This window comes from Bacillus sp. Brlt_9 (assembly GCF_051948935.1).
GTDB lineage: Bacteria > Bacillota > Bacilli > Bacillales > Bacillaceae_G > Bacillus_A.
The window spans coordinates 268,748-294,700 of sequence record NZ_JAYJLO010000004.1 but is presented as its reverse complement, the minus strand read 5'-3'; the positions used below and the strand labels follow the sequence as shown (position 1 = coordinate 294,700).

Sequence of the window (25,953 nt, the reverse complement as noted above, 5' to 3'; positions counted from 1 at the left end):
AGTGCAGTGGATTTATTTATGCTTAGCAATTTTATTTGAAGTAGCGGGTACAACTGCGATGAAATTATCTGATGGATTAACGAAACTTGTACCAAGCATTCTTATTTTTATCTTTTATGTAGTAAGTTTTGCATTTCTGTCATTTGCATTAAAAGGGTTGGAGATGTCCGTTGCATATGCAGTTTGGTCAGGTATGGGAATTGTAACGATTACAACAATTGGTTTTATTTATTTTGGAGAAAGTATCAATATAATTAAGATACTAGCAATTCTTTTTATTTTAGTTGGAGTCGTAATATTAAATTTTAATAGTGCGGCACATGAAGCGAAGAAAAAAGAAATAGTGGAGGAACGTATACATTGAATCGATTAAAGTATTTTTTCTTTATTACTGATTTTGGGTTTGTTATATATTGGCTCACAACAATTTTTCATATGATTCCGCAAGAATATTTGTTTAAAGATTATGAAGATCCTATTTTAGTAGCATGGAACTGGTCTTTTTTACCCTTAGATTTGTTAATCTCGTTAACGGGATTTCTAAGTTTATATTTACATTCTAAACAAAAACATATTTGGAGCCACTTTGCGTTCTTATCATTAATTTTAACTTTTTGTTCAGGGTTACAAGCTCTAGCATTTTGGACAATCCGTTTAGATTTTGATATTTCTTGGTGGATTCCTAATATATATTTACTAGTTTATCCATGCTTCTTTTTTAAAAGTGTTTGGAGAGAATGTGGATCGTATGAGATTAATGCGAGAAAAGAATTCATGTAATATAGATAGCAACTTTAAGCACATTCGAATTCTAGATTCTAAAACATTTCAGCTTCAAGTTCAGTTTTTTCGCCAGCCATACAGCAAAAGTCAAAATGAAGATAGCCGATGATTCCTATGGTAAGGAAGCATCGGCTTGTATTATGTATGTTGAGTGAGTTCACGTTTCTGGAATAATTGTAATAGCGATGGTCCGAACCGGAGCCTCTATTTCATCTTTATTTTGGCTATTGTAGTATTTAATCATTAATTCGTTAAGTTCGCTTTGAAATTTTCCAAAGTGTTCTTCATCTAACTTTAATTCCACTACAGAAAAAGTAGCCTTATCTTCTTTACTGTTTTGTTCTTCTAATTTCTTAAGGTAACTTTGATATTGTGTCATAAGTGATAACTGGTAGTAGGAAATGTAGTTTAACTTTTCATCATCAGATAAGCCTTTCCATTCACTTCCTTCAATTTTTGCATCTTCTTCATTGATTGCGTAATATTTTTCAGAAACAGATTTCACCTTTTTTTCTTTAATTACATGGACGATACCAGAATCAACCATAGTTTGTAGCTGTCTATATAGAGTTGCTTGTGGTACATTTTTAATGATTTTTACCATTTCTAATGGCGTTAGCCCATCTTCTTTATTTCTCATTAACACTTGGCAAATTTTCATTCTTACGGGATGCATTAAAATTTCAACTTTATTACTCATTCACTCACCTTATTTATTATGTATTTTTATTCTCATTATAAATAATGAGAATAATGTTTGCAATTCATCCGCTTATGATTTATCATTATCAATAATGAGAATGAATTTAGGGAGGAATGACAATAATGCAACTACATTATGGATTGAATGATCTTAAAGACATTGATATTATGACTTTTCTACCCATTATATTGCCAGTTATTGCAGTGGGGGCACTTTTAGTCTTCATTGCATTCATTGATTTATACCGACATAGAAAAACAAGAAAAAATGTACTTGTATGGACGTTCATTATTCTTTTCGTTAATATATTGGGATCTATTTTCTACTTTGTTATAGGGAGAAAGGACAGTGAGAAATTATGAAACTAGAGATTAAAAATGTAACAAAATCATTTAAAGGAAAAATTGCTGTCAATAATTTCTCGATGGAATTGCAAGCGGGGGAATGTGTCGGATTAATTGGGCCAAACGGAGCAGGGAAATCCACATTAATAAAAGTAATTTCGGATATTATTCATCCAACTGTTGGTGAAGTTTTATTGAATGGAATAAAAATATCAAAAATGAAAAGTGAAATTGGTTATTTACCTCAATATCCTAATTTTTTTCATTGGATGACAGCGAGAGAAACGCTTACGTTTATGGGCCAACTTTCGGGATTGAAAAAAGAAGAATTGTCAAAGTCGATTCCAAAAATGTTGGAGAAAGTTGGACTAAAGGGCGAAGAAAATGCAAAGGTTAGTACATTTTCTGGTGGAATGAAACAACGACTTGGCATTGCGCAAGCATTATTGCATAAACCTTCGCTTATTGTCATGGATGAACCTGTATCCGCATTAGATCCGATCGGCCGGCGGGAAGTATTAAATCTGATTGAAGAAATAAAAAAAGATACAACCATTTTATTATCAACCCACATATTAAGCGATGCAGAAGAAATCTGTGAACGATTTGTCATTATAAAAGATGGAACAAAAATAGAAGATACAACGATTACGGAGCTTTTACACCGTAATAGTGAAAATAAATTAATGATTGAAATAACAGCTAAAGATCAAAAGTGGATTGAAGTTGTAAAAAAATTACCGTATGTGAAGGACGTAGAAGTGGTTGGGCTTAAGATCAAAGTAAAGGTTGAAAGTATCAAAATAAATAAAAATAGGTTACTGCAAAATGCACTCGAACATAAAGTGGACATCGTTAAATTTGAAATGAGCAACGATACTTTAGAAGAAATTTTCTTGAAATTGGTGGTGCAAAAATGAACAACTCAATGGTATTGATAAAAAAAGAATGTGTTCAAATGTTACGTGATTTTAAGATTATTTGGCTACCAATTGTTTTTATATTTTTAGGCGCAACACAACCGATAGTAACTCATTATTTGCCATCAATTTTAGAAGCGTTAGGTGGAGGACAGGGAATTACCATTGATCCAAGTATGGTAGCGCAACAAGGAGGCGAAGTATTAGCGAGTACTTTGGGATCCCAGTTTGATCAGCTTGGACTTATGATTCTAGTGATTTCTATAATGGGTGCAATTCAAACCGATAAAGCAAATGGTATGTTGGCCTTTATTTTAACAAGGCCGGTTACTGTTACTTCATATGTAGGTGGGAAAATAGTGTCAAACTATTTAATGGTAGGGTTTAGTGTAACAATTGGATACGTAATTTCTTATCTATATGTAAATTTTCTTTTTACTGCTGTTCCATTCGCACACCTAATTACAGGATTACTATTTTATCTAATTTGGGTTCTTTTTATCGTATCTTTCACAACAATGATAAGTGCTATTTTTCACAGTCAAGGTATTATCGCATTAATTTCAATTGTTTTCCTGTTAGCCTGTAGAGTAATCGTCGGTTTGAATCCAATAATGGATCAGCTTAATCCAGCCAGTATGAGTACGTATGCAATGGAAACATTAGTTACGGGGGACGTACATTCAAACGTAATAATTACAGGATTACTAACTATAGTTTGAATTTTGTTGACACTCTTCGTAATGTATTATTGGATTGCTAATAAAAAGTTTCATTATGAATAAACGTGATGAGGGTAATGGGTTTAAATAAAACATCCCAACAATAAAAAGCTTCCACTACTGTGAAAGCTTCTCTAACTGAAAGTGTTGGAAGTACTACGAGAACAGTGGTGCCTTATGAATAAGGGACAATAAAAAAACTTCTGGATGCAAGAGGATTTTTTTATTGGGAATAGTAAGGGTGAGGGGAGGTGTATTACATATGGGAAAAGGTAGAAGTAATAATGCTGGTAAAAAGCAACCAAATTTCGATGATTCATCTAATTTCGCTAAACAAAGTCAACCGACAGAAAAGAAGAAGAAATAAAAAAGGAGCTCTCTTTATCAAGAGAGCTCCTTTTTTAGATATATTGATGTTTCAACACAACAGATCGTGTGTTCAATCAAATAGTCATACATGTAAGGTTTAAACTCCTGCTTCCACTACTGTGGAAGCTTCTCTAAATGATGTGCAATATCAATATACATATTGGAGTAAACGGAATGTATTTCATTACTTGGCGTAGCGTTAGAAGAGAAGTGGACAATTACCATATTCGCTTTCGGATCGATGTAAAGTGTTTGTCCGTAACTACCTAACACTTCAAAAGCACCTTGTTCATTGTGCGGAATCCACCATTGATTATGATAAGAAATGGAAGCCCCAGGGCCAACTGCAAGTTCACCTTCTTGGACATTTTTTATATTTTCAGTAATAGAAGAAGGGAGAATTTGTTTTCCGTTATATTCCCCGTTGTTTAATAGTAATTGCCCAAATCTAGCCATATCTCTAGCAGTTGCATTTAAGCCAGCGCTTGCTTGTTCAACTGTTGTTTCATCGGTGACGTAATAAGCATTTTCTTCCATACCAGTTTGAGACCATATGCGATCGCTAACATTTTCAGCTAATGATTTACCTGTGATCGTTCGAATAATCCAAGCGAGTGTTTCTGCTGATCCGTTATCGTAAGAAAAATCGGAACCAGGCGGTGCAGTTTCTTCTGCTTCTCGTAACATATCATAAATTTTCATCGGACCGTCGTAGTTTTTACCTCGAGGTAAAATATTGCTCGCTAAATATAGTTGTGCATCTTGATTTTCTAACGCTGGATGTTCGTATCCATGAGTAGGGTACTGTGCAGAAACTTGCATGTCCATTAATTGCTGGAGCGTGGCATTACCGAACGGTGTATTTTTTAATTCTTTTATATATGTGTCAGCCGTTTTTTCTAAGTCAATACGGTTTTCTTCAGCGAGAGATTGTATAATTGCCCCGGTAAAAACCTTCGCTAATGATGCCATGCCATGAGGTTCACTCTCTTTATACCCGTTGAAATATCGCTCATATACAAGTTGTCCATTGTGTACAACGACAAAAGCATCCGTTTTATTATCGTCTAAAAGTTTTTTTAGAGGAGTCGTTCCAAATCTACGCTCCACAGTAAAATCGTCTAAGTTTTGCGATGCAGTAGGGAAGTGGAAAACGTGATCCGGGTTATTTTTCACTTCGTTAATTAAAGTGAATTCTTTCATATGTGTATACGACCAACGTAAGTACGGGTCATCTAACCAATTTTTCTTCGTCACGTTGTTTTTCGATGGGATTGTTTTATTATGTTTGAAGTATGTAAAACCGAGCCCTGTAATTACAAATATAAATGTGATTATGAGTAAGAGTAGGGGAGATTTTTTAAGTTTCATAGGGGGTCCCTCCTTTTTATTTCTATTATAAGTATACGCTTCTATTGAAAGAAATACAAAATAAGGAAAGTAAACGGGGAAGTTTACTTTCCTTATTCATGTTAAGCGGAAACTTTTCCATCTGTATGTTGTTTCTTGAATTTTTGTTTTCGTCCGTGTAATCCATAATAGAGAAGTAAAGTGAAAGCAACGATAATAGCCGCAATGAAATACATATTATGGTAACTTGATTTCGCTGCGACGATACCTAAAATGAAAGAACCAAAACCGAGACCACTATCAAAGAATGAGAAGTACGTAGCTGTCGCGGAACCACGTCGATGGTTTGCAGCGGCAGAGATCGCAATCGTTTGGAAACTTGGAATTAATGTTCCGTAACCTAAACCGATTAACATACCTGCGCCAAGGAACCAAAACGGAGTTTGTGCTTGACTTAAAATGAACATCCCGATTGTGAAAATAATGATAGCTGGGTAAACAAGTACATTTTCACCGAATCGATCGAAAATTTTTCCTGTAAATGGACGAGAAATTACAACAACGAGCGCGTATACAATAAAGAAGTAACTAGCAACTTCTCCTAAACCGATCTCTTTCGCATAAATAGGAATAAAGGATAAAATACCACTATAAGAAAAGGCTAAAACAAATCCTGTCAGAGCGATTGGAATAGAAGATGGTTCAATTAAGTCCTTCCATTTCATTTTTTCACGTTTTTGTTTGCTTACTGGCACTTCATGCGGAATATTTACAAGTAGTCCTAATAAAAATGCAAGCAATGAAAATACGGAACAAACGATAAATAGTACAGTAAATGAAAAATGAGAAATAATTGTTAAACCTAAAAAAGGACCAATTACCATCGGCAAACTCATAAATACGCCGAAATAGGCCAGTGCTTCGCCTCTTCTATGAGCTGGCGCAACATCTGTGACAATCGTACCAGTTGCAGTTGTTGCCATACCGAACCCAATACCATGTAAGAAGCGAAGGGCAAGTAATAAGAATAAACTTTGTGCACCGAAATACATAACAGTAGCAGCTAAAAATAATGACAGTGAAATAAATAAAATTTTCTTTCTCCCTAATTCATCAAGCCATTTTCCTGTAAATGGTCTACATAAAACAGATGAAATAAGAAAAACAGTTGCAACTAAACCAATTTCCTCAGGTTTTCCTTTTAGGCCGTCTATGACATAGACAGGCAAAGTAGTCATGAGCATATAAAATGTTAAGAAGAGAAATAGACTACTAAAACAAGTTCCGAGGAAATCCTTCGTCCAAAGTTTTTCACTTTGCATCGTCATCCCTCCAATTTAATCTAAGTTTTTAATAATTTGTTGTAACACTTGAAATGCTTGATGTAACTCATCTTCGTTAATACCTTCTAGTGTCTTTTCTTCGAAAGTATCAACTTCTTCTTGCCATACCGGAATCATTTGTATCGCTGTTTCTGATAAAGAAATAAGCTTCTCACGGCGATCTTTACCTTCTGTACGAATAATCCAGCCCATCGTTTCCATACGTGTTAGCGTACGAGTCATCGTTGGTGATTCAACATTTAAATACTGACATAATTCTGTTTGCGTGCAAGAACCGGTTTGATTAATGCGGAAAATAACGGCCCATTGCGCACTAAATAGCCCAGTGGGAGATACGCGTTCATTAAATTTCTTTGTGAATTTTCGAGAAGTCTGGCTGACAATGTGAAAAAAATGTTGTTTTTCGTCCATGTATTTTGATCCTTTCAAATTAGTTACCTAGCTAACTATATCCTTTTTTATGATAATTGTCTAGTAATAGACATGTTGATTTATGTAATAATTTCGTATAGCTTTTTTGTTGAGAACATACATTCTGCATGTTATTCTTTAAGTAAGTAAAGAATTTTCTTTCTATTAAAAAGAATGGGGGAACTTGTGATGATTAAGCCTGCAACAATGGAGTTTGTTTCACTATCGAACGGAGAAACGATTGCGTATCAGGAAGTTGGAAGGCAAAATACAGAAATTCTTGTACTCATTCACGGGAACATGACATCGTCACAACACTGGGATTTAGTTATTGAAAAGTTGCAAGATCAATACCATATTTACGCTCTTGATTTAAGAGGATTTGGCCAATCAACATATAATCAATCGATAGATTCATTACAAGATTTTGCAGGAGATGTAAAACTATTTATCGATCAATTAAAATTAGAGAAATTTTCATTAATGGGCTGGTCAATGGGTGGTGGTGTTGCGATGCAATTTACAGCGAATCATCCAACGTTTGTCGAAAAGTTAATTTTAGTAGAATCAGTAGGCATGAAGGGATATCCAATTTTTAAAAAAGATATTAACGGGCAGCCGATCGTATCAAGTTTAGTAAAGACGAAAGAAGAGATCGCACAAGATCCGGTACAAATTGCACCGGTGCTAGATGCGATAAAAAATATGAATAAATTATATTACCGTACAGTATGGAATCTATTAATATATACACATAATCAACCTGAATCAGATCGTTATGAAAAGTATTTAGATGATATGTTAACACAGCGAAATTTCGTAGATGTAAATTATGCGCTCATTACATTTAATATTTCGAATGAACATAATGGAGTTGTAGAAGGAAATAAGCAAATTCAACATATTAAAGCTCCGACACTCGTCATACAAGGTGACAGAGATTACGTCGTACCGCAAGTAGTAGGTGAGGAATTAGCAAAACATTTGCCGAATGCAGAGTTGAAGATATTAGAAGATTGCGGACACTCACCGTTTATAGATTGCTTAGATGTATTTATTAAGCATGTAGAGGATTGGTTAGAATAGAAACAATCCCCGAAATGAAAGGTATTAGGGGAGATTATCAATGCATCATCCGTTCTTCATTGCTCATTCGCCATATAATCATCATGTATATACAAAAATGATGATAGCTCCGCTGTATATACAAGTTTCACCAGCTGTAGTTCCTTTACAACTGCAATACCCGCAGCCACCAATCGCTAATGCACAGCAATACGCGTATGAAACTGCTTTTTATAAACATCCGTATTTCAAGCAATTCCATAACAATGTGAAAGCACAAGTTTGGGAAGGATAAGAAGCTAAAAGATTCATTCTTTTAGCTTCTTTTTAATTGCGAATATTCGTACACGCATTTGCAGAAACAGTTTATAATGAAAAGTGGAAAGCGTGAGAAGGAGAGGGAAAAGGATGTCGATGCGTTTTACGTTTTGGATTATGGTTGGAATTGTAGCAATCTCAGGTTTATCACAAGGGATGCTTTTACCGGCCATTGCAATGATTTTTGAACAAGAAGGGGTTAGTTCAAGTATTAACGGTATTCATGCGACGGCATTATATATTGGGATATTAGTTATTTCACCGTTTCTTGAAAAACCGATGCAAAAGTTTGGAATGAAGCCAATTATTGTGATTGGTGGGTTTCTCGTTGTTATATCATTATTCTTTTTTACACAAACTTTTTCATTTTGGGTATGGTTTATTCTTAGATTTCTAGTTGGGGTTGGAGATCATATGCTTCATGTTGGAACACAAACATGGATTACGACAACATCAGACCCGAGTAAAATAGGGAGACAAGTATCGATATACGGTGTATTCTTCGGAATTGGTTTTGCTGTTGGTCCGTATTTAGCGAGCACTGTTCAGTACGGTCTTGCAACACCATTTATGATATCTACTATACTTTGCTTAATAGGTTGGCTTTTACTACTGCCAACGAAAAATGCATTCCCGACGCAAGATGAAAGAGAAGTGAAGAGTGAATCATCATTTTCTCGTTATAAACAAGTTGTTGGATTAGGATGGATTGCACTGCTGGGACCACTTGCATATGGCGTACTGGAAGCAATGTTAAATAGTAACTTACCAGTATACGCGCTTCGAAAAGGATGGTCCGTCTCAGAAGTATCCTTTTTATTGCCAGCGTTTGCAGTTGGCGGCATTATTACACAAATACCGCTTGGTATATTAAGTGATAAATACGGAAGAGATCGTATTTTAACGTGGACGTTCAGCGTAAGTACGGGGATTTTTCTACTGGCAGCTGTATTTGACCAATATTACTGGATTGTCTTTGCCTGTATGCTGTTAGCGGGTATGGTCATTGGATCGTGCTTCTCTTTAGGACTTGGATTTATGACAGATTTATTACCGAGGCACTTACTACCAGCAGGTAATATATTATCTGGAATCGCATTTAGTTTAGGAAGTATACTGGGACCTGTATTAGGAGGCGTATTTATAGAAAAAATACAGTATACAAGCTTTTTTATTGCGGTTATGATTATAATAGGAATTCTCGCAATGTTATATATCGTCTACATGAAGAATCAATTCGCATCAAGAAAAATAGAAAGTAGGTTAGGGCATGACAAAACAACCTAATAAAAAGAAATTTGAAGTACTTGAAAACGAAACAATTACAGACTGCTTAGCACGTATGGAACAAGAAGGCTACGCACCATCACGTCGCATGGAAGAGCCAATCTTTCATGAAGTGAAGAAAAACGGAAAAACAGAAGTTGAACCGTGCGGTAGGAAAATTGTTTTTGAGGGGAAATTGAAGTAATAAATTATATAAAAAGAATTTGCTTTTGGGTACAAGTAAGATAAAACATATGGTCAAATAAAAACGCTACTGATTTCAATATCAATAGCGTTTTTATTTTTACTAAATATATAGATCAAAATGAATTTCTGCTTGAATGAGACTAGCAAAATTAATAATCTCTTTTTGTAAATACATCGCGGGTGATTCGTTATTTTCCACTTGAATTACTATCATAAAAAGAAACTCTAAACTATATTTCTTCTTGAGATGTTTTAATTGTTCTGCTTTTCCTTCAAGGGATTTTAGAATAATATGCAACTGATTATTTATATCGTATGATTCTTGGTATCCAGTGCTTAAAATCCAATCCGTCTCTTTTCTATATAGGGTTTTGGTGGATACAAGATTCGGATTATCACGTCTTGCAACAACATCCCCTTTTTTATAAGTTCTTGTAGGCTTGATACTTAGGGCCTCGGTAATTGCTTCAACAGGGAATATATCACCCGTTACACTAAAGTAAGCCATAACTTTGGTTTTATCCAGAACGGTTCCTCCTTTATTATTAAGATGTTACTCTTATTACAATATAAAAATTTACGAATGTAAATAGAATTTTTATATTGCTATTTGTGGGCAGTAAAGCTTCTAATGGGGGAAAGTAGGTGAGAGCAATTTTCCATAAAAGCTTGATTAGTGTGGGGAATATAGGCTAACTAGTTTTATTGTATTGAATTCTGGCGTGGGGACATTAGTTAAAGTTGATACCTATACCGTTGTAGGAAAGAACAATTATACAAAAGTAGGATGCTTAAAAATATATTAATTTGTATGATAAAAACAAAATATATTTTTAAAATCTGAATGTAGGGGAGGGAGAAATATATAATGATACAAAGCATATACGAAACTCATTTACATGTAAGAAATTTAGAAAAGGCGATAGATTTCTATCAAAATAAGTTAGGTTTAATATTAGCAAAAAAACTATCGAAAAGGCGGGTTGCTTTCTTTTGGATAGGAGAAAATAAAAAACAAATGCTCGGATTATGGGAAGTACATAGTAATGAAGAGTTTGAGATGAAACACTTCGCTTTTCGTGTAGATTTAGATTTTTTAAAGATTTCTAAATTATGGTTAGAGAAGCGTGGAATAGAGGTAGTAGGGAGTCAGGGGAAAGGGAATGAAGAGCCAATTGTTCAAAGGTGGATGCCAGCTGCAAGCGTATATTTTCTAGATTGTGATGGAAATAAATTAGAGTTTATTTCTATATTACATGATGATCCAGATGAATTAGAATATGCTACTTATTTAAGTGAATGGGAAGCGGAGCACCAAGAAAAATAAAGTTTGATCAGTAGGAGTGTTATAGCTTTGTATTATGTTAAATAGATAGAGACAAAAAAATCCCTCAAGAAAAGGCATGTTCTTGAAGGGTTTTTTTTTATTGTTTGTAACTTAATAACGATCTTCAGCTTTAGATATTTCAGCGCGTTGAATATAACCATCAGAGAAGCTGAAATAAAGAGAATAGCTTCCTCGTTTATATATAAAGCCTTCACTAGTCATATCCTCTCCGATTAAATCGGGCTCACCAAACCATTCTTTTAATTCGTGGATAGGGATATCCATTTTCACCCATATATATCTTGCGTCCGAAGGGTACATATCAATATAATAATCTCCGTATACCGCTATATTAGGTGCATCACATTCTGTACAAGGTGCTTGTTTCAAAACATCAGGCACACCAAATTCTTTTTTTACTTCAGATATATCTTTACGCAATGTATTTAATGTAAATGGACCAAACGTCCCATTCTGTAAAGCGGTTGTTAACATTTGTTTCAATTCTTCTTTTGAATTGATGTTGAAATTATAATCTCTGTTTTTTGCTATTGCATTATATAAAAATTGTGCATACTGCTCACGCTTTACAATCGTATTTCCAATAAAATTACCTGATTCGTCACCTTGTGCTATGCGGTTACTACGCACTGCATTTACAGATTCATAGGCCCAATGCCCTTTTGGTACATCTTTAAAGTTCCCTTGTCCTTTTAATTCTAAATGAAATGCTTTTTGTAATACTACTGCCATCTCATAGCGAGTTAATACATCATCTGGACGAAATGTACCTGTGCCATCACCTTTCATAATTCCGGCTTGCGCAATGGCTTTAATATCTTTTTCAAACATATGATTTGTAATATCACTAAACATATTCCCTTGTTTATCGTCTGCTTTTAAACCTAAATATCGATTGACTAAAGAAGCTACCTGTCCTCTAGTAACGTTGTCTCCAAAACCAAATTTCCCATTTCCATATCCCTTATAAATCCCTGCTGACACTAAGTAATCGATAGCAACTTTTGACCAGTGGTTCTTTGGTACATCTGTAAATACAGTGTCATTATTGCTAACTGCCTTATAGCTATTTTCATTACCGTTTGTTTTCGTAAGTGTTTCTGCATTTACCGTGCTTACCATCGTTGTAGTTGCTAGTGCTACGGTTAGTACGAAGCCAAAAAACTTTTTAACTGTACTTGTTTTTCTGCCCATTTGTGAACCCCCTTGTTATATGAAACGAATTGAATAACCTAAACATTTAATATAATTTAATGTTTACATCGTGATTATAACATGTAATTAATGAGTATTTACCATAAATTTCTATGAAATAAATGTCTATTTTTCTAACCTACATGAAACTTAATCATCCTATTTATAAATCCATTCAACAAAAAGCATATAAACTCCTTTTCGCTATTTGTGAACAGTAAAACGCGTCTTTTTTCAATCTACGATAGAAGATAGAACATATATTTGGTATAATCAAAACATACTATATGAAACGATGTACATGAGTTTGAGATTTATGTAAAAAGGTAAGTAATACATAACAATAACTACGCTATAGGATTCAGTTCATGTTATACAAATTAATCGTTAGAAAGGAAAAGGAGTAATGAATCAAATTTCATTTGAAGATTTATTTGAAGAAGAAAACAAACCAGAAAAGGTGGAGGTAGCTAATATACCAGAGCCTTTATCGCCATTACAAAAAGATATATTGGAATTAGTGGATTCGGAAGAAATAAGTGCGCTTGAGCTATGTGAACAATTAATACGATCTGGCAAAATATCAGATGAAAGGTTCACAACGAATAAGCCAAAAGCATATGGACAAGTATGCTTACTATTAGAAGGTTTTGTTAAAGAAGGAAAGTTTATTTTTGTCAAAAGTGATGAGAAAAGAGATAGGGTTTATAAATTGAATGAAGAAATGTTTAACGAATAAGGTGTGCAGAGGGAATTCATTCATTTTTCTCATAAAAAAGGTGTCAATCTTGCTTAGATTGACACCTTCTTTAATCGTTTAACATCTAACATACTTACGTTTGAAACCAAGTCTTCCTCTATCAAGTTCTTTCTGAATACTCTCTGCAGCATTTAGCAAACTGCTCTTTTTATTTTCACGTTTTATTTCAACTATACCAACTTCTTTTGCAGTCTCGGCCGCCTTTTCGTGTAGTGGTACATATGAAATTGCTACAGTGTTTAGGAAATTATTCATAGCGGATTTAGTTCGTTCTGGCGAATGATGGATTGTATTTTTTACCATTTCAAGCATGCCGGAAAGTTTGCTCTCGGAAAATTCATTGTCTTTGCGATTTCCTAAAAGCCAGCAGTAGCAACTCCAGCCTGCTGACATTTTAAGCTCGTCCCCACTTGCAATCCATGTATCAGCAACATCTTGTGCAATATTTGATTCTGATAAAGTTACTGCCACCACATAATCAGACAACATATAAAAATACGCTCCGTCTATCCAGCGATCAAAATCAGACTCACTCATAGCTTTCGGATCCGCAATAATGCCTGCAAAGTACATAGCATCGTAGTTGCCTGTCGCATAAAGTTCTTCAGCTAACTCCTGATTTAATTTTATTTTTTTAGCGATTGGTTTCATAGCGCCTGTAGCTACGCCGAAAACTGGCTCGTGCGCACCGTTAGATATGTATATTTTTTTCGTTCTTTCTTTGCCTAGGGCCTCAAGCTCTTGCATAACTGTTTTAAAATCCAAAGTTGTGCACTTCCTTCCTTAATATAAAGACAATTTTAACTGCGAGTGTCTAGTTTATATTTCTTATTAAATCTTCTTCACTTTCCAATTTTAATCGTATTCAAGAGGTATGTCTATTTTCTGTAATCCCTTGCATATCCATGGTGAAAATAATAGAGAGGAGAGCAGTAACATTTGTTGTATTTATCGGAGTATAGTTTTTTTATTTTTCGTAAGTACTTTTGACGGCAATTGCAATTGGTTATAAAATAATGTCTGTTAAGGGATTTTATAGAAACTATCATTCGCCTGTTGGGGATAAAGTGAAAGTATTTATAAAAGGGTGGAATAAACATAGTTTTATACATACATAGTAGATTCATAGTATTACTAATGAGAAAATAAAGGGAGGTTAGGATACTTACACGAACTGTGTAGGTATTTCATACAGCAATGAATATTAAAAAACAGGTAATCGCACTATCAACAAGTTTAGTAATGTTAGGGAGCGCACCTTTAGCGATATCAGCAGAAGAGAGTAAAAACCTTCAAACTGATCAACTTCGTATCGCGCAAGGGGAGCGTGGAACGAACGGATTAAGTTATTCTAATTTCAATCTAGAAACGCCAGATTACATGCAAATTAACGAAGCAGAATTATCAGAAAACGAGAAAATTCTTTTAGAAGAATATAAGCATAAACATGATGAAACAGCAGAGTTACATAAAATGAAAGAAGCTAAAAGAGGTCAAGTAGCGGAAGAAGAAGCTCTTTCAAACATTGAAAAGGCATTTGAACATGTAGACGGTCGAAATGATGGTTCTACTCGCGAAATGAAGCCGGTTGAAAAGCCAAGAGCTATTCAGTATAGTGCATCGATGACGACAAAGAAATATGGAACACTTGCTGGTGTCCCGTTTATAGAGTGGATTGTTCCAGCAGGAAATCCTGATATTCGCCCTGCCAATCCGATGAAAGCACGTTATATTACAATTCATGAGACTGCAAATACAGCTCGTGGTGCGAATGCTGAAAATCATGCGAAATATTTGTATAAACAAGCAACGGAAGGTACGTTCCGAACGGCTTCTTGGCATTTTACTGTAGACGATAAACAAATCTATCAGCACTTACCAACAAATGAAAATGGTTGGCATGCAGGAGATGGGGATGGATCAGGAAACAGAGAATCTATCGGAATTGAAATTTCAGTTAACCAAGATGGAGATTATAATAAAGCGTTAGAGAATGCGAAGCGACTTGCAGGTTACTTAATGAATAAAGGAGGAATTAGCGCGGATCACATTTACAGGCATCAACAATGGAGTGGAAAAAACTGTCCTGATATTTTAATTTCTCGCGGGAATTGGAATAGCTTCGTACAGGGTATTCAATGGTATGCAAATGTTAATGCGCAAATTGACTCGCCTTTACAAGAAAGAAATGAGTTATTTGATTCAAATGAATATAATCCAGCTGAACCTAATATGGAGCTTGTAGTGAATGGTGACGGCATAAACGTACGTAGTGGCGTAGGCCTTGAGCATCATATCGTTTATAAAGCTTCAAAAGGAGACCGTTACAAAGTGTTAGCAGTTAAAAACGGTTGGTATAAAGTAGGTAACGATGAGTGGATTTTCTATAACCCAAGTTGGATTAAGATAAACTACAATGTGCCAAATAAAGAAGTACAAAAACCAAAAGATGATATTACAGGTGGATGGTTTGAAGGGCATATTCGTAAGCTGAACAGTCTCGGAATTATGCATGGGGAAGGAAATGGTGTATTTGCGCCTTATCGTAATGTAACGAGAGCTGAGTTTGCGACATTAATCTCAAATGCTCTAAAGCTACCAGAAGGAAATAAGTCATTTGTAGATATGAACAAAGCGCATCCATCCCTTCATAGCGGTATTAAACGTAGTGCAAGTGCAGGAATTATTAACGGTCGTGGCGGCGGGATTTTTGATCCTAACGCATCTATCACTCGTGAAGAAGCATCTATCATGATTGACAACGCATTACAGTATAAAGGTGCTACAGGTGAATTAGTCGCATTACCATTTACAGACCAACATTTGATCACATATAAACAGCCTGTTCAACGATTATATAGCTTACAGGTAGTTACGGGTGTTGGAAATAATGAGTTTAATCCTAAAGGTACAACAACTCGTGGTGAGGCAGCTGCCTTTTTAGTGAAGATGTTAGACTCTATGCAGAAATAAATAAAGTGTATGTAGCAGTTTGTAATGGTACAAGAAAATTAATAAAGATTCTAAAGGAGCTATCCAAAATGAAAATTTGGGAATAGCTCCTTTTTATTTTAGCCCCTCATAAGCCCATTCCAAGCCCCTCATAAGCCCCTACCAAGTAATAAATCACTAAGAAAAGAAAAAACAATACAAAACAAAAACAACTACAAGAACAAAAAAGCGCGAAAAAATAAAACCGGCGTTGTAGTAGTTAAAAAAATTTGAAATTCAAACGCAAAAACAAAGCCCTCATTCCTATATGTATATTGAAGGATTGAATTCTGCCTTTTTAAAAATAAAAGGAGGAGGGAAATATATGGCGGTGTACCGTAATGTGCAGGTGAACTTTTGGCAAGATGAATTCATATTAGATTTAACGCCAGAGGAGCGTTATTTTTACATATATTTGTTAACTGGTACGAAAACGAAGCAATGTGGAATTTATGTATTACCGAAGCGTGTGGCAGAACTGGAAACAGGATACAGTATGGAGACTGTTGAGAAGTTATTAAATAGGTTTGTTGAATATGGAAAGATTTTATACGATGCGGAAACGAAAGAGTTATACATACTAAATTGGCTACACTATAACCCGATATTAAATACGAATGTAGAGAAATGTGTGTTACGTGAGTTAAAGACTGTAAAAAATAAAGAGTTCATACATATGTTTTTACGTAAATGTTTGGAAGAAGAATGGAAGATGCCATTGTTATTACAGCATTTTGGAATGCCGAAAGAAGAGGATAATAGTAGTTTAGAAGTAGTTGTTGAAGAAGGAGAGATAGAAGAGGATACTTCGCATTGTAAAGTTTATAAATTTTACGAACAACATATAAGTAGTTTATCTCCATATATTGTGAAGGAATTGAAGGAGTGGATACGAAAAGTTTCAGGAGAGAGAGTATTAGAGGCGCTTAAAATTGCATTTGAACAGAATAAGCGAACGTTTGCTTATGTGAAGGGGATTTTGAGGAATTGGTGTAGCAAATATGGTGGAGAGAAGTGTGTAATGGGAAGTTTGGAGAGAAGGAGAAGTGTTTTGAGTAGTGTGTTTTAATTTACATTAACTTAATATAGAATATATGTTCGTTTTTGTTAGTTTTATGCTATACTACAAGTAAATAAGGGTATTTTTATAATGGATAAACAGATGCGGGGGAACAAAGTTTGACTACAAATACAGCTCAGTTGTTTCAATATGTCCATATGACAGAAGAGCAGGAACAATTATCATTACGTTATTTAAAAACGAAAGATGAAGAGATTTTAAATAATATACAACTAACGACAATTAGAGATCAAAATAGAAGCGATTTTGCAAATCAGTTTATAAATGATTTTAGGAAAGTATATAAACAAGATCCGGCTTTCTTTCGGTTATTTTATTATTTGTTAGGGGAGCAATTGTTAAATGTTCTTATAATAAGGTTTAAATATGTGGATTTTGCTAATATGAAGATTTATTTAGAAAAAAGTACACTTCCATTGGATAAACTTTTGGGAAGTGCATGTAAATATTTAACTAATATTTCAAGTTATGTGGATGAAGCGTATGTTTTTCTTCGAGAATTAATAGGTGAGAATCCGAACTATATAGAAGAGCAGCTATTAAAATTATCAAATCAACAGCAACTATCACTACTTCTCGTAATGTTTGAAGTAGATTATGAGAGGTTCCATACATATAGCTCTTTATTGGATGAGAGATTAGAAGAACATGCTGAATTTATATTGAATTTAAATGGAGAAAAGGAAAAGGTTGAAGCAGGTGAACGGTATATAAAAGGTGAAAGCGATAGAGAATTATTTTTAGGTGCAAATTTACCAGAATATATTTGGCGACTATTATTTAGTAATCATCAGTATTCAAATATTGCGAGGCGGTATGTTGAAATATTAGCGAAGAAAAACGTTTGGGGTTTTATGAATCATGCTACGCGTTACGTGTGTCAAGCTCTCAATCAGCCTCAAAACTATAAACGAACAGGGAGTGTAAATAAGAAAACCTATGATGAAATTCAAAGTTTTTGTAAACAGTTTTGGATTTCGGAGGAAAGATTTTTTGCACACCGCCTGAGGCAACATAATTTAAATAATGAAGAATTTTGTAAGACGTATGAATATGAAATGTTATGCTCTGTGGTGGAAGCAAATCCTGAATTTGTTCAACGTACTTTGCAATATGTAAGTAAAATTAATTATCTCATAATCGCACGAATGTTGGCTGAAAAAGGACATGAGTTAAATAGAGGGAGAATGCGAGAAGAATTTTTTGTTGCTGCTTTGCAACTTAAGTTGTCTACGGTGCGGGATACGTATCGTGATTATTTACTCGGGAAATTGTCATTTGATGAAATGAAGCAAATACTTAAAAATCCGAAGTATAGAAGTATGTATTGGGGGATGCCAGTGTTAGAGGTTGCACTTCTTTGGGATGTAGATGATGTAGCGAAAAGGGAAGCTGTACTTACACTGCAATTGGGAGATGAATATAACATTAACTTATATGAACTTCTGTATGAATGTGCTGTCAGAGGGATAGAACCGAAACAAGTATTAGAAGATCTTCTTTCGTATGGATTAAGCAAGGAAAAGCTTATCACTTATGCAGTTGAACAAGCTGCATGCTACAGTGAGGAGAGAAATAAGGCGAAGGAAGCGCTTGTTCATGTCATTGTAAAAGAACAAGCGTACATCATTGAAAAATTTGATGAGTATTCTACTGTGGCGAAAGCATATATTTTAGAAGAGTTAGCAAGGGATAACATGATTAAAATGCGTCCCATTTTAATCAAATCCTTAGGAGATTCTTCGAAAAAAATGCGTGAGTCTGTAGTTGAAATTCTTTCAAAAGATGTAGAAGCTGCAGCAGATGTAGCAGTTGAACTTCATAATAAAAAGAAAATTGTTCGTGAAAATGTGATGAAAATACTACTAGAGTATAAGGTTGAAACATATATGCAACTTGTACAGGAAGCATTGAAAGAAAAGAAAAATGCCTCTTTTGTTGAAAAATTTGCTCCATTACTTGAAGTGGAAAGAAACTCAGAAAATATAGAAGAACTTTGTGGCCGTATTGTAACGGAACAAAAAAGAAATTCACTTCTACAATTAATTGGGGATGAACCACAAATCCGTCTTCGTCATTCAAATGAAATTGCGGATGCCACAATTTCATTAGCTTATATACAACAGTACATTTCAGATTCTGTCATCGAAAAGAAAGAGGCAGCTGAAGTAATTGGTAGTAATTTAAATGAGCAAGATTTGAAAGAATATGTGCAAGCGATATATCAAATGTGGATTTTTCAAGATGCAGATGTGAAGAAACGCGGTATTCTTTCGTTATATGGAATATATAGTGATGACAAAATGGTCGGTATACTTAAAAAGCAAATCGATGAATGGGTGCTTCATATGAGAGGAAAGATTGCAGCAGATGCTGTTCGTGCTCTAGGTTTGTCCTCATCTAAGCTTGCACTTATGTCTATTCATGCAATGGCATTTAAATATAAACATAAACAAGTGCGTAATGCGGCAAAAGAAGCACTAAGTCTTGCTGCGAAAACACGTGGTATAACGGAAGAAGAGCTGGAAGATCAACTAGTACCAGATCTTGGGTTCAATATACGTGGTGAGAAGAAGATTGATTTTGGGGATAGATGCTTTACTGCTATTTTAACTTCTGAGTCAAAAATAGAATTAGAGACAGAAGAGGGGAGTCGTGTGAAGTCACTACCAAAGCCAAATGCAAAAGATGATATAGAAAAAGCTGAATTAGCTAAGAAAGAGTTAGCCGCTTTAAAGAAAGAGCTTCGAAATGCACTTTCCATACAGAAACAACGTTTGGAAGCCGCTTTATCATTAAAGCGCTATTGGTCATACGAGACGTGGAAATTGGTATTTTTAGAAAATCCAATTATGAAGCAATTTTCCACTTCACTTATTTGGGGTGAGTATGCGGAAGGAAAGTTACTGAAAATGTTCCGTAATGCGGAGGATGGTACGTTTTATTCAATAATAGGAGAGAAACATGAAACTTCATCTGGAACTGTAATTGGTTTAATTCATCCGCTAGAATTATCTGGAGCGGAAAAGGGAATGTGGAAAGAGCAACTGGAAAATTCGAAAATTGTCCAGCCATTCCTACAAGTTGAACGTCCAGTGTTTGTAGTGGAGGAAAACGATAAGGTTACTGTTGAGAGATTTGGCGGTATTTTATTAAATGGTCGCTCGTTATTCGGTAAGATGACGAAACTTGGGTGGATTCGCGGGTCGGTTCAAGATGGCGGCGTGTATTATACGTTTTATAAAGAAGATACTCGCACTGGATTAGGGGCGCAACTGTCATTTAGTGGAGCACCGATTGGCTATGAAGATGAAGAAGATGTATGTGTATTTGAGATTCAATTTTATAAAGCAGGTACAGTAAACCGAGGTTCATATGAATACGATGAAATTGATGATGAAAGACGTATTGTACCAAAACAAGTAGATAAACGCTTTTTTAGTGAAAGATTATATGAGGTACAATTAGCGACCGATTCAAATCTCGGTCATAATGAAAGCTGGCGTAACAAACGTTAAAAATTCCCCCTTCATTTGTAGGAAAATGAAGGGGTTTTTCAACTTTTCTAAAAGGTTCTTCCTTAAATAAAAGCGAATAGTTTGAGAAAGGAGGGGTAATATGGAAGTCGTCATAAAGAAGAAACGAACGAGAGGTAAGAGAATTTTTATTTGGTCTAGTAGTATCGTTCTTTTACTAGTTATTTGTACAGTAATTTTTTTGAACATATATACGCTTAGTTCTGTGCCAAAGATAGATGGAACGATAAAGCTAGAGGATTTACAACATGCTGTTACTGTAAAACGGGATAGTAAAGGGGTACCGCATATTAAAGCGGAAAATGCACATGATTTATATTTTTCGCAAGGGTATGTACAAGCGCAAGATCGTTTGTTTCAAATGGATTTAAGTAGAAGGCAAGCTTCTGGGATGTTGAGTGAAGTTGTAGGGGAAGCAGCTGTTGATCGAGATAAATTGTTTCGAACGCTCGGTTTACGGAGAGCAGCTGAAGCATCCGTTAGTCAATATGACGGAGAAGCGAAATATGCTCTGCAGTCATTTGCTGATGGGGTGAATGCTTTTATACGTGAGGCGAAAGAGGAAAAGAAATTGCCAGTTGAGTTTACTATATTAGGTTATGAGCCTGCTGAATGGTCCATAGTTGATACGTTAACGATTGGAAAGTATATGGCGTTTGACTTAGGCGGACATTGGCACGGACAGGCGTTTCGATATTGGGCGCTGAAAAATTTACCGAAAGAGCAAGCAAATGAGCTATTTCCTACATATCCGAAAGATGCGCCTAGATTGCTAGCTGAACTGGAAAATACAAATGTGGACGTAGCGCAAAGTTTTGCAAAAACGATCATACCACCAGAGTTTAATGGTAGTAATAACTGGGTTATAAGCGGTGAGAAGAGTGCGTCTGGTAAGCCGATTTTAGCGGATGATCCTCATTTATCTCTTGCCACGCCTTCTATTTGGTATCAATCGAAACTTGAAATGAAAGATTTGAATGTAAGTGGCGTTATTTTCGCTGGAGTACCAGGTGTTATTTTAGGACACAATGACAAAATAGCATGGGGCGTTACGAATACAGGCCCTGATGTGCAAGATTTATATATTGAGAAGAGAAATCCTAATAATGAAAATGAATTTTTGTATAAAGATAAGTGGGAAAAAGCGACTGTTGTGGATGAATCTATTAAAGTAAAAGGCGGAAAGACAATACCGTATAATGTGACGGTTACGAGGCACGGTCCAGTCATTTCAGAGTTTGCGGATAAAGGGAAAGAGAAAACGAAAACAGTATTTGCTTTGAAATGGACTGCTTTGGAACCTTCCGCTGAATTAAAGGCTGTATTAAATATGAATAAAGCAAAAGATTGGAATGAGTTTGAAACGGCTCTTCAAGATTTTCATACACCAACTCAAAACTTTGTATTTGCATCAAATGATGGCACAATTGCTTATAAAGCGAACGGAAATATACCAGTGCGTAAAAAAGGAGATGGGAGTTTACCAGTACCAGGGTGGACAGATGAATATGAATGGGAAGGGTATATCCCATATGATCAACTCCCAAAAGTAATCAATCCAAAACAAGGGTTTATTTCAACTGCGAATAATAAAATTGTGGATGATCATTATCCGTACCATATTAGTAATACGTGGGCACAGCCATATAGACAAATGCGTATTCAAGAGTTTTTGCAAGAGAGGGAAAAGTATACGGTGAAAGATTTAGAAGAATTACAGATGGATCAAAAAAATTTATATGGGAAAGAATTTACTCCTATATTGTTAAAAGAGTTAAATAAAGCATCGTTAAATGAAGTAGAGAAAGAAGGTGTAAAACAATTAACGAAATGGAATTTTTACGATAGTAAAGATGAATCAGCACCACTACTTTTCCATTTGTTAATGAAAGAGATTTCGAATACGTTATTTTCAAAAGAAATACCGAAAGATGTGATGGAGTTATTTGAAGGGAAGTCACAAGTTGTTGATGAATTAATTCGAAAAGAAGTAGCAGGAGAACAGAGCGCTTGGTTTACGAAGTACGGCGGCTTCACGAAAGTTGTGCATACTTCGTACGAAAATGTAATGAAGAAATTACAGAAGGAATATGGACCGAATGTTGCAGAGTGGAAGTGGGGCGATTACCATCAACTTGCTTTTACACATCCAATCTCAAAATCATCTAGTATGTTAGCACTACTTGCATTTAATCGTGAAAAACTAGTTCCGATTGGCGGCAGCCAAGTTACCGTTCAAGCAGCGAGTTACGGAGATAACGGTATTGTCAATCACGGAGCTTCTTGGCGATTCGTAATTGATACGAAAGATATGTCAAACGGTTATCATATCGTAGGGCCAGGACAATCAGGACATTTTAGAAGTGATTGGTACCATGATCAAATAGATGATTGGGTAAACGGAACGTATCATATGACTACACTGAATACAGATGGAATAGAAGGGAAAGTGTTAAATTTAGAGCCGAAGTGATAATATTTCTATTGATGAAAATTTATAAATTAGAACATAAACCAATCCTTAAATAATTTTAAAAGCCTACTATCAGTTAAGTGGATAGTAGGCTTTTGTATTTTAGAGAATAAGATTCAATGATTTTATTATTCCACAACAGTAAGTGTTTTAACATTTACTTATACGATAATGGGCCTTATTTACTCTGTTACAAAAGAAATCACACAAAGCGTTCTGTTTCTTTGTTACTCTTTTTTATTATTCAATAATTCCAATTTCTAGAGCTTTTTGAACAGCTTCTTCTTTGTTGCGGACTCCTAACTTTGTATAGGCTGTGGAAGCATAGTTTCTGACCGTACCATTCGATAAATATAACCTTGATGCTATGGTAGTGTATCGAAGTCCTTTTGCTACTAGCTGCAATATTTCAATCTCCCTAGCTGTTAGCTCATAAGCGGTTGCTTTTGATTGTGGCGTTTCTTTTTGCTCATCAAACTTCTCAAATATTTTGTGAGACATTCCCTGATCAATCAGTGTCCCACCTTTGTGAATAAGTCGGATCGTATTAGCTAGTTCCAACGTTTCAATAGATTTGAGTAAAAAACCATCCGCACCGTTGCGAAGCGATTCCAACGCCTGTTCAGTATCCTGAAAAGTTGTAAAAATCAATACGCGGATATGTGGCCATTGTTGCTTAATCTTTTTGGTTGCTTCGACTCCATCCATGTGCTGCATATCTAAATCCATAAGTATAACATGGGGTTGAAGGCGCCCACACAAATCGATGGCTTGATTGCCATCCTCGGCCAAACCGACTACATTTAAATCTTCATATCTATCGAGTAGTGTCCTCAAACTTTCCCGAACAAATGGCTGGTCGTCTACAATTAACAAACGAATAAGTCCATCTTTTATTTCAGTTTGTCGCGGTATGGTACATGTAACAAGCATTCCTTCCTCTGGCTTTGTATATACAGAAAATTGCCCTTGCAAATTCATTGCCCGTTCTTTCATCGCATTCATACCGAAGCCTTCCTGCCATTCTACATTTCCTTTTCCATTATCTTGAACTTCTAACCTCGTATATTGTTTTTCAAACTGCAATGAAACTATAATTTCAGTCCCTTGACCATGACGTACTGCATTCGTAAGGGACTCTTGTAAGCAACGAATGAATGCGATCTTCGCTTGCCGAGACAATTGATATTCCTCTCCGAATGTCCTAAAACTTACATGTACCTGAGCGTGCTCCTGAAATTCGGCTCCAAGATTTTGTAGAGATTGAATCAAGGAAGGCGATTGACACGGAGAATCCATTTGATGTAGGTAACCTCTCACGTCCTCGATGCTTTTACGCCCCATTTCAAGCAGAGAATCTAGCCGCTGTATACCCATTTCAGTAGCTAGTTCGGTACGCAAAGTTTCCATCCCCATAATAATAGAAGTATAAGCGTGACCAACTGTATCATGAAGCTCGCTCGACAGCCTGTTCCGTTCTTCTGCCAGTGTAATGCGTTCAATTTGAGACATATACTGCTCAAGTACCGCGTTTTGTTTACGAATTGCTTCATTTTGCTTATGATTGACAATTAATAAATGAAAGGCGAATCCCATTACATAAGCGAATCCATAATAGATGACCATAACCCAATAGCTATTACTTGGCGCAACCGCATAGAAAATTCCAGTTGTTATAAAAACTGTTGTTGGAGCTGTCCAATAATAGGACAAATGCTTACTATTTGCTGCGATAAGAAACACTGATATAAGAAAAATATTGTAAGCCTCTGGAAATAAAGAGGTTAAATATATACATAGTCCACCATAAAGCAATATTTCTGTGAATAAATAATATTTATAATTGAATAGTAAGGCCACCCATGGAACAGAGAAGGCAATAATTTCCCAAAGAATAATAATCCAAAGTGGTAATGTTAAACCATCCTGAAAATTTAATGTAGCTAGAATGATAGACACACTAGCAAGTAGACGGATTCCTAACATAATCCAATCATACCAAAACCAATATTTAACCATATCAAACAAGTCATTTACCCCCTAAATAGCCTACCTTTTTACTTCCTATATTATAATTTAATGCTTCCTTATTATACTTTTTATTTTAAAACTGCGATACTACTCACAGACTGCAAATTTCTATTGATTTAGTTGCCGAATCATACTACGTGTATAGCCTCCAATTTTCTTTGTCAAACCATCTACTATTCTAATACTTATGGCGGTAAATACTATACCCATAAACATTACAAAGAGTGACTTGGTAAAAGTATCTATTTGTATGAATATAATATTCATTTCGATGTAGCGATACAGTAGTGGTGCCAACAGCAACATAAGTGGCATTACATAAAAAATGGTTGCACTAATGAGACTAATAATGCCAATCGCAAATTTCTGCATTAACCAATAGACAGCAGACCAAGTGCGACGATCTGTAAGCACTAATTTCATCTGAGCCCAGTTCGATGCATCCATTGTTATCCTTCTATCGTAAGAGTCTGTTGAAATGTCTGTATAAATTTTCGTCTGTATGCGCTCGAATTGGATAAAAGGTGTAGTAGTCTGTAGTACGCGTATAACTAGTGGAATCCCAATTACCGTGAATGAAAGGGTGAAGCTGAATAGCAGAGCTATTAGATAAAAACAAAAATAAAACAATCCTGTAACGAAAGTTAGCAATAAAAAATAACCATTCTGGATGAATCTTGATTTCATAAAGTTCATCGCTCCTATCTATGTAATAACCGAATTGTACGGCGTCTTTTG

The 25,953-nt window shown here is 35.3% G+C and carries 23 protein-coding genes and 1 pseudogene; 15 read left to right on the top strand and 9 right to left on the bottom strand.

Going from position 1 to position 25,953, the window contains the following annotated elements; genetic code table 11:
* Window position 1: 1 nt before the first annotated feature.
* The gene (locus VF726_RS17990; protein ID WP_440170770.1) at window positions 2-364 is read left to right on the top strand and encodes a DMT family transporter; all 363 of its coding nucleotides are present in this window, start codon (window positions 2-4) and stop codon (window positions 362-364) included.
* On the top strand, window positions 361-780 hold the full coding sequence (locus VF726_RS17985; RefSeq protein WP_440170768.1) for a YvaD family protein: 420 nt from the start codon (window positions 361-363) through the stop codon (window positions 778-780). Before VF726_RS17990 ends, VF726_RS17985 begins: the two co-directional genes overlap by 4 nt.
* A gap of 160 nt (window positions 781-940) precedes the next feature.
* Here VF726_RS17985 and VF726_RS17980 read toward each other — a convergent pair whose 3' ends face one another.
* The gene (locus VF726_RS17980) at window positions 941-1,483 is read right to left on the bottom strand and encodes a transcriptional regulator (RefSeq protein ID WP_440170766.1); all 543 of its coding nucleotides are present in this window, start codon (window positions 1,481-1,483) and stop codon (window positions 941-943) included.
* Window positions 1,484-1,608: 125 nt separating this feature from the next.
* On the opposite strand from VF726_RS17980, the gene VF726_RS17975 reads away from it, so the two are divergent.
* From VF726_RS17975 to VF726_RS17965, 3 genes and pseudogenes are all read left to right on the top strand, one after another.
* Window positions 1,609-1,848, top strand: coding sequence for a PLD nuclease N-terminal domain-containing protein (locus VF726_RS17975; RefSeq protein WP_440170763.1), 240 nt, complete (start codon window positions 1,609-1,611; stop codon window positions 1,846-1,848).
* Window positions 1,845-2,750 (top strand): ATP-binding cassette domain-containing protein, encoded by a 906-nt coding sequence (locus VF726_RS17970; RefSeq protein ID WP_440170760.1) that lies wholly within the window; start codon window positions 1,845-1,847, stop codon window positions 2,748-2,750. Before VF726_RS17975 ends, VF726_RS17970 begins: the two co-directional genes overlap by 4 nt.
* Window positions 2,747-3,535, top strand: a pseudogene (locus VF726_RS17965) (ABC transporter permease subunit). Before VF726_RS17970 ends, VF726_RS17965 begins: the two are co-directional and overlap by 4 nt.
* Before the next feature lie 420 nt (window positions 3,536-3,955).
* On the opposite strand, the gene VF726_RS17960 reads toward VF726_RS17965, so the two are convergent.
* The 3 genes from VF726_RS17960 to VF726_RS17950 all read right to left on the bottom strand — a co-directional run bounded on the left by VF726_RS17960 (window position 3,956) and on the right by VF726_RS17950 (window position 6,945).
* A complete protein-coding gene (locus VF726_RS17960) occupies window positions 3,956-5,212 on the bottom strand; it encodes a serine hydrolase domain-containing protein (protein ID WP_440170757.1) in 1,257 nt (418 codons plus the stop codon).
* Window positions 5,213-5,313: 101 nt separating this feature from the next.
* The gene (locus tag VF726_RS17955; protein WP_001190340.1) at window positions 5,314-6,513 is read right to left on the bottom strand and encodes an MFS transporter; all 1,200 of its coding nucleotides are present in this window, start codon (window positions 6,511-6,513) and stop codon (window positions 5,314-5,316) included.
* A gap of 15 nt (window positions 6,514-6,528) precedes the next feature.
* Window positions 6,529-6,945, bottom strand: coding sequence for a MarR family winged helix-turn-helix transcriptional regulator (locus tag VF726_RS17950; protein WP_440170755.1), 417 nt, complete (start codon window positions 6,943-6,945; stop codon window positions 6,529-6,531).
* 174 nt (window positions 6,946-7,119) lie between these two features.
* On the opposite strand from VF726_RS17950, the gene phaZ reads away from it, so the two are divergent.
* The 4 genes from phaZ to VF726_RS17930 all read left to right on the top strand — a co-directional run bounded on the left by phaZ (window position 7,120) and on the right by VF726_RS17930 (window position 9,799).
* The gene (gene phaZ / locus VF726_RS17945) at window positions 7,120-8,031 is read left to right on the top strand and encodes an intracellular short-chain-length polyhydroxyalkanoate depolymerase (RefSeq protein ID WP_440170752.1); all 912 of its coding nucleotides are present in this window, start codon (window positions 7,120-7,122) and stop codon (window positions 8,029-8,031) included.
* Window positions 8,032-8,071: 40 nt separating this feature from the next.
* Entirely contained in the window at window positions 8,072-8,305 is a 234-nt protein-coding gene (locus VF726_RS17940) for a hypothetical protein (RefSeq protein WP_440170750.1), read from the top strand.
* A 113-nt stretch (window positions 8,306-8,418) separates the two neighbouring features.
* Window positions 8,419-9,615, top strand: a complete 1,197-nt coding sequence (locus VF726_RS17935; protein ID WP_440170747.1) for an MFS transporter — start codon at window positions 8,419-8,421, stop codon at window positions 9,613-9,615.
* The gene (locus VF726_RS17930) at window positions 9,599-9,799 is read left to right on the top strand and encodes an NETI motif-containing protein (RefSeq protein ID WP_000166305.1); all 201 of its coding nucleotides are present in this window, start codon (window positions 9,599-9,601) and stop codon (window positions 9,797-9,799) included. The genes VF726_RS17935 and VF726_RS17930 overlap by 17 nt, the downstream gene beginning before the upstream one ends.
* A gap of 102 nt (window positions 9,800-9,901) precedes the next feature.
* Here VF726_RS17930 and VF726_RS17925 read toward each other — a convergent pair whose 3' ends face one another.
* Window positions 9,902-10,309, bottom strand: a complete 408-nt coding sequence (locus VF726_RS17925) for a DUF4279 domain-containing protein (protein ID WP_440170744.1) — start codon at window positions 10,307-10,309, stop codon at window positions 9,902-9,904.
* A gap of 360 nt (window positions 10,310-10,669) precedes the next feature.
* Between VF726_RS17925 and VF726_RS17920 the strand changes: the two genes are divergently transcribed.
* Window positions 10,670-11,128, top strand: coding sequence for a VOC family protein (locus VF726_RS17920; RefSeq protein WP_440170742.1), 459 nt, complete (start codon window positions 10,670-10,672; stop codon window positions 11,126-11,128).
* A gap of 111 nt (window positions 11,129-11,239) precedes the next feature.
* On the opposite strand, the gene VF726_RS17915 is transcribed toward VF726_RS17920, so the two are convergent.
* Window positions 11,240-12,343 carry an S-layer homology domain-containing protein gene (locus tag VF726_RS17915; RefSeq protein WP_440170739.1) on the bottom strand — a complete coding sequence of 368 codons (1,104 nt, stop codon included), beginning with the start codon at window positions 12,341-12,343 and terminating at the stop codon, window positions 11,240-11,242.
* Between the two features lie 406 nt (window positions 12,344-12,749).
* Between VF726_RS17915 and VF726_RS17910 the strand changes: the two genes are divergently transcribed.
* Window positions 12,750-13,082, top strand: coding sequence for a DUF3895 domain-containing protein (locus VF726_RS17910; RefSeq protein ID WP_440170737.1), 333 nt, complete (start codon window positions 12,750-12,752; stop codon window positions 13,080-13,082).
* 78 nt (window positions 13,083-13,160) lie between these two features.
* Here the strand turns inward: VF726_RS17910 and VF726_RS17905 are convergent, their stop codons facing one another.
* A complete protein-coding gene (locus VF726_RS17905; protein ID WP_440170735.1) occupies window positions 13,161-13,868 on the bottom strand; it encodes a DNA alkylation repair protein in 708 nt (235 codons plus the stop codon).
* 432 nt (window positions 13,869-14,300) lie between these two features.
* On the opposite strand from VF726_RS17905, the gene VF726_RS17900 reads away from it, so the two are divergent.
* The 4 genes from VF726_RS17900 to VF726_RS17885 all read left to right on the top strand — a co-directional run bounded on the left by VF726_RS17900 (window position 14,301) and on the right by VF726_RS17885 (window position 23,184).
* The gene (locus VF726_RS17900) at window positions 14,301-16,076 is read left to right on the top strand and encodes an S-layer homology domain-containing protein (protein ID WP_440170733.1); all 1,776 of its coding nucleotides are present in this window, start codon (window positions 14,301-14,303) and stop codon (window positions 16,074-16,076) included.
* A 343-nt stretch (window positions 16,077-16,419) separates the two neighbouring features.
* Window positions 16,420-17,163: a DnaD domain-containing protein gene (locus tag VF726_RS17895; RefSeq protein WP_440170731.1), complete on the top strand. Its 744-nt coding sequence runs from the start codon at window positions 16,420-16,422 to the stop codon at window positions 17,161-17,163.
* Window positions 17,164-17,273: 110 nt separating this feature from the next.
* Window positions 17,274-20,693, top strand: a complete 3,420-nt coding sequence (locus tag VF726_RS17890) for a DUF4132 domain-containing protein (protein WP_440170729.1) — start codon at window positions 17,274-17,276, stop codon at window positions 20,691-20,693.
* 100 nt (window positions 20,694-20,793) lie between these two features.
* Window positions 20,794-23,184: a penicillin acylase family protein gene (locus VF726_RS17885; RefSeq protein WP_440170727.1), complete on the top strand. Its 2,391-nt coding sequence runs from the start codon at window positions 20,794-20,796 to the stop codon at window positions 23,182-23,184.
* A gap of 240 nt (window positions 23,185-23,424) precedes the next feature.
* On the opposite strand, the gene VF726_RS17880 is transcribed toward VF726_RS17885, so the two are convergent.
* Both VF726_RS17880 and VF726_RS17875 read right to left on the bottom strand, forming a co-directional pair.
* The gene (locus tag VF726_RS17880) at window positions 23,425-25,212 is read right to left on the bottom strand and encodes a response regulator (RefSeq protein WP_440170724.1); all 1,788 of its coding nucleotides are present in this window, start codon (window positions 25,210-25,212) and stop codon (window positions 23,425-23,427) included.
* Between the two features lie 111 nt (window positions 25,213-25,323).
* Window positions 25,324-25,902, bottom strand: coding sequence for a sensor domain-containing protein (locus VF726_RS17875; RefSeq protein ID WP_440170722.1), 579 nt, complete (start codon window positions 25,900-25,902; stop codon window positions 25,324-25,326).
* Window positions 25,903-25,953: the final 51 nt, after the last annotated feature.

Excerpts from the sequence above, each read along its gene's own strand:
- VF726_RS17980 (WP_440170766.1), bottom strand. The coding sequence starts at position 1,483 with ATGAGTAATAAAGTTGAAATTTTAATGCATCCCGTAAGAATGAAAATT.
- VF726_RS17975 (WP_440170763.1), top strand. The coding sequence starts at position 1,609 with ATGCAACTACATTATGGATTGAATGATCTTAAAGACATTGATATTATG.
- VF726_RS17970 (WP_440170760.1), top strand. The coding sequence starts at position 1,845 with ATGAAACTAGAGATTAAAAATGTAACAAAATCATTTAAAGGAAAAATT.
- VF726_RS17960 (WP_440170757.1), bottom strand. The coding sequence starts at position 5,212 with ATGAAACTTAAAAAATCTCCCCTACTCTTACTCATAATCACATTTATA.
- VF726_RS17955 (WP_001190340.1), bottom strand. The coding sequence starts at position 6,513 with ATGCAAAGTGAAAAACTTTGGACGAAGGATTTCCTCGGAACTTGTTTT.
- VF726_RS17950 (WP_440170755.1), bottom strand. The coding sequence starts at position 6,945 with ATGGACGAAAAACAACATTTTTTTCACATTGTCAGCCAGACTTCTCGA.
- phaZ (WP_440170752.1), top strand. The coding sequence starts at position 7,120 with ATGGGGGAACTTGTGATGATTAAGCCTGCAACAATGGAGTTTGTTTCA.
- VF726_RS17940 (WP_440170750.1), top strand. The coding sequence starts at position 8,072 with ATGCATCATCCGTTCTTCATTGCTCATTCGCCATATAATCATCATGTA.
- VF726_RS17935 (WP_440170747.1), top strand. The coding sequence starts at position 8,419 with ATGTCGATGCGTTTTACGTTTTGGATTATGGTTGGAATTGTAGCAATC.
- VF726_RS17930 (WP_000166305.1), top strand. The coding sequence starts at position 9,599 with ATGACAAAACAACCTAATAAAAAGAAATTTGAAGTACTTGAAAACGAA.
- VF726_RS17925 (WP_440170744.1), bottom strand. The coding sequence starts at position 10,309 with ATGGCTTACTTTAGTGTAACGGGTGATATATTCCCTGTTGAAGCAATT.
- VF726_RS17920 (WP_440170742.1), top strand. The coding sequence starts at position 10,670 with ATGATACAAAGCATATACGAAACTCATTTACATGTAAGAAATTTAGAA.
- VF726_RS17915 (WP_440170739.1), bottom strand. The coding sequence starts at position 12,343 with ATGGGCAGAAAAACAAGTACAGTTAAAAAGTTTTTTGGCTTCGTACTA.
- VF726_RS17910 (WP_440170737.1), top strand. The coding sequence starts at position 12,750 with ATGAATCAAATTTCATTTGAAGATTTATTTGAAGAAGAAAACAAACCA.
- VF726_RS17900 (WP_440170733.1), top strand. The coding sequence starts at position 14,301 with ATGAATATTAAAAAACAGGTAATCGCACTATCAACAAGTTTAGTAATG.
- VF726_RS17895 (WP_440170731.1), top strand. The coding sequence starts at position 16,420 with ATGGCGGTGTACCGTAATGTGCAGGTGAACTTTTGGCAAGATGAATTC.
- VF726_RS17885 (WP_440170727.1), top strand. The coding sequence starts at position 20,794 with ATGGAAGTCGTCATAAAGAAGAAACGAACGAGAGGTAAGAGAATTTTT.
- VF726_RS17875 (WP_440170722.1), bottom strand. The coding sequence starts at position 25,902 with ATGAAATCAAGATTCATCCAGAATGGTTATTTTTTATTGCTAACTTTC.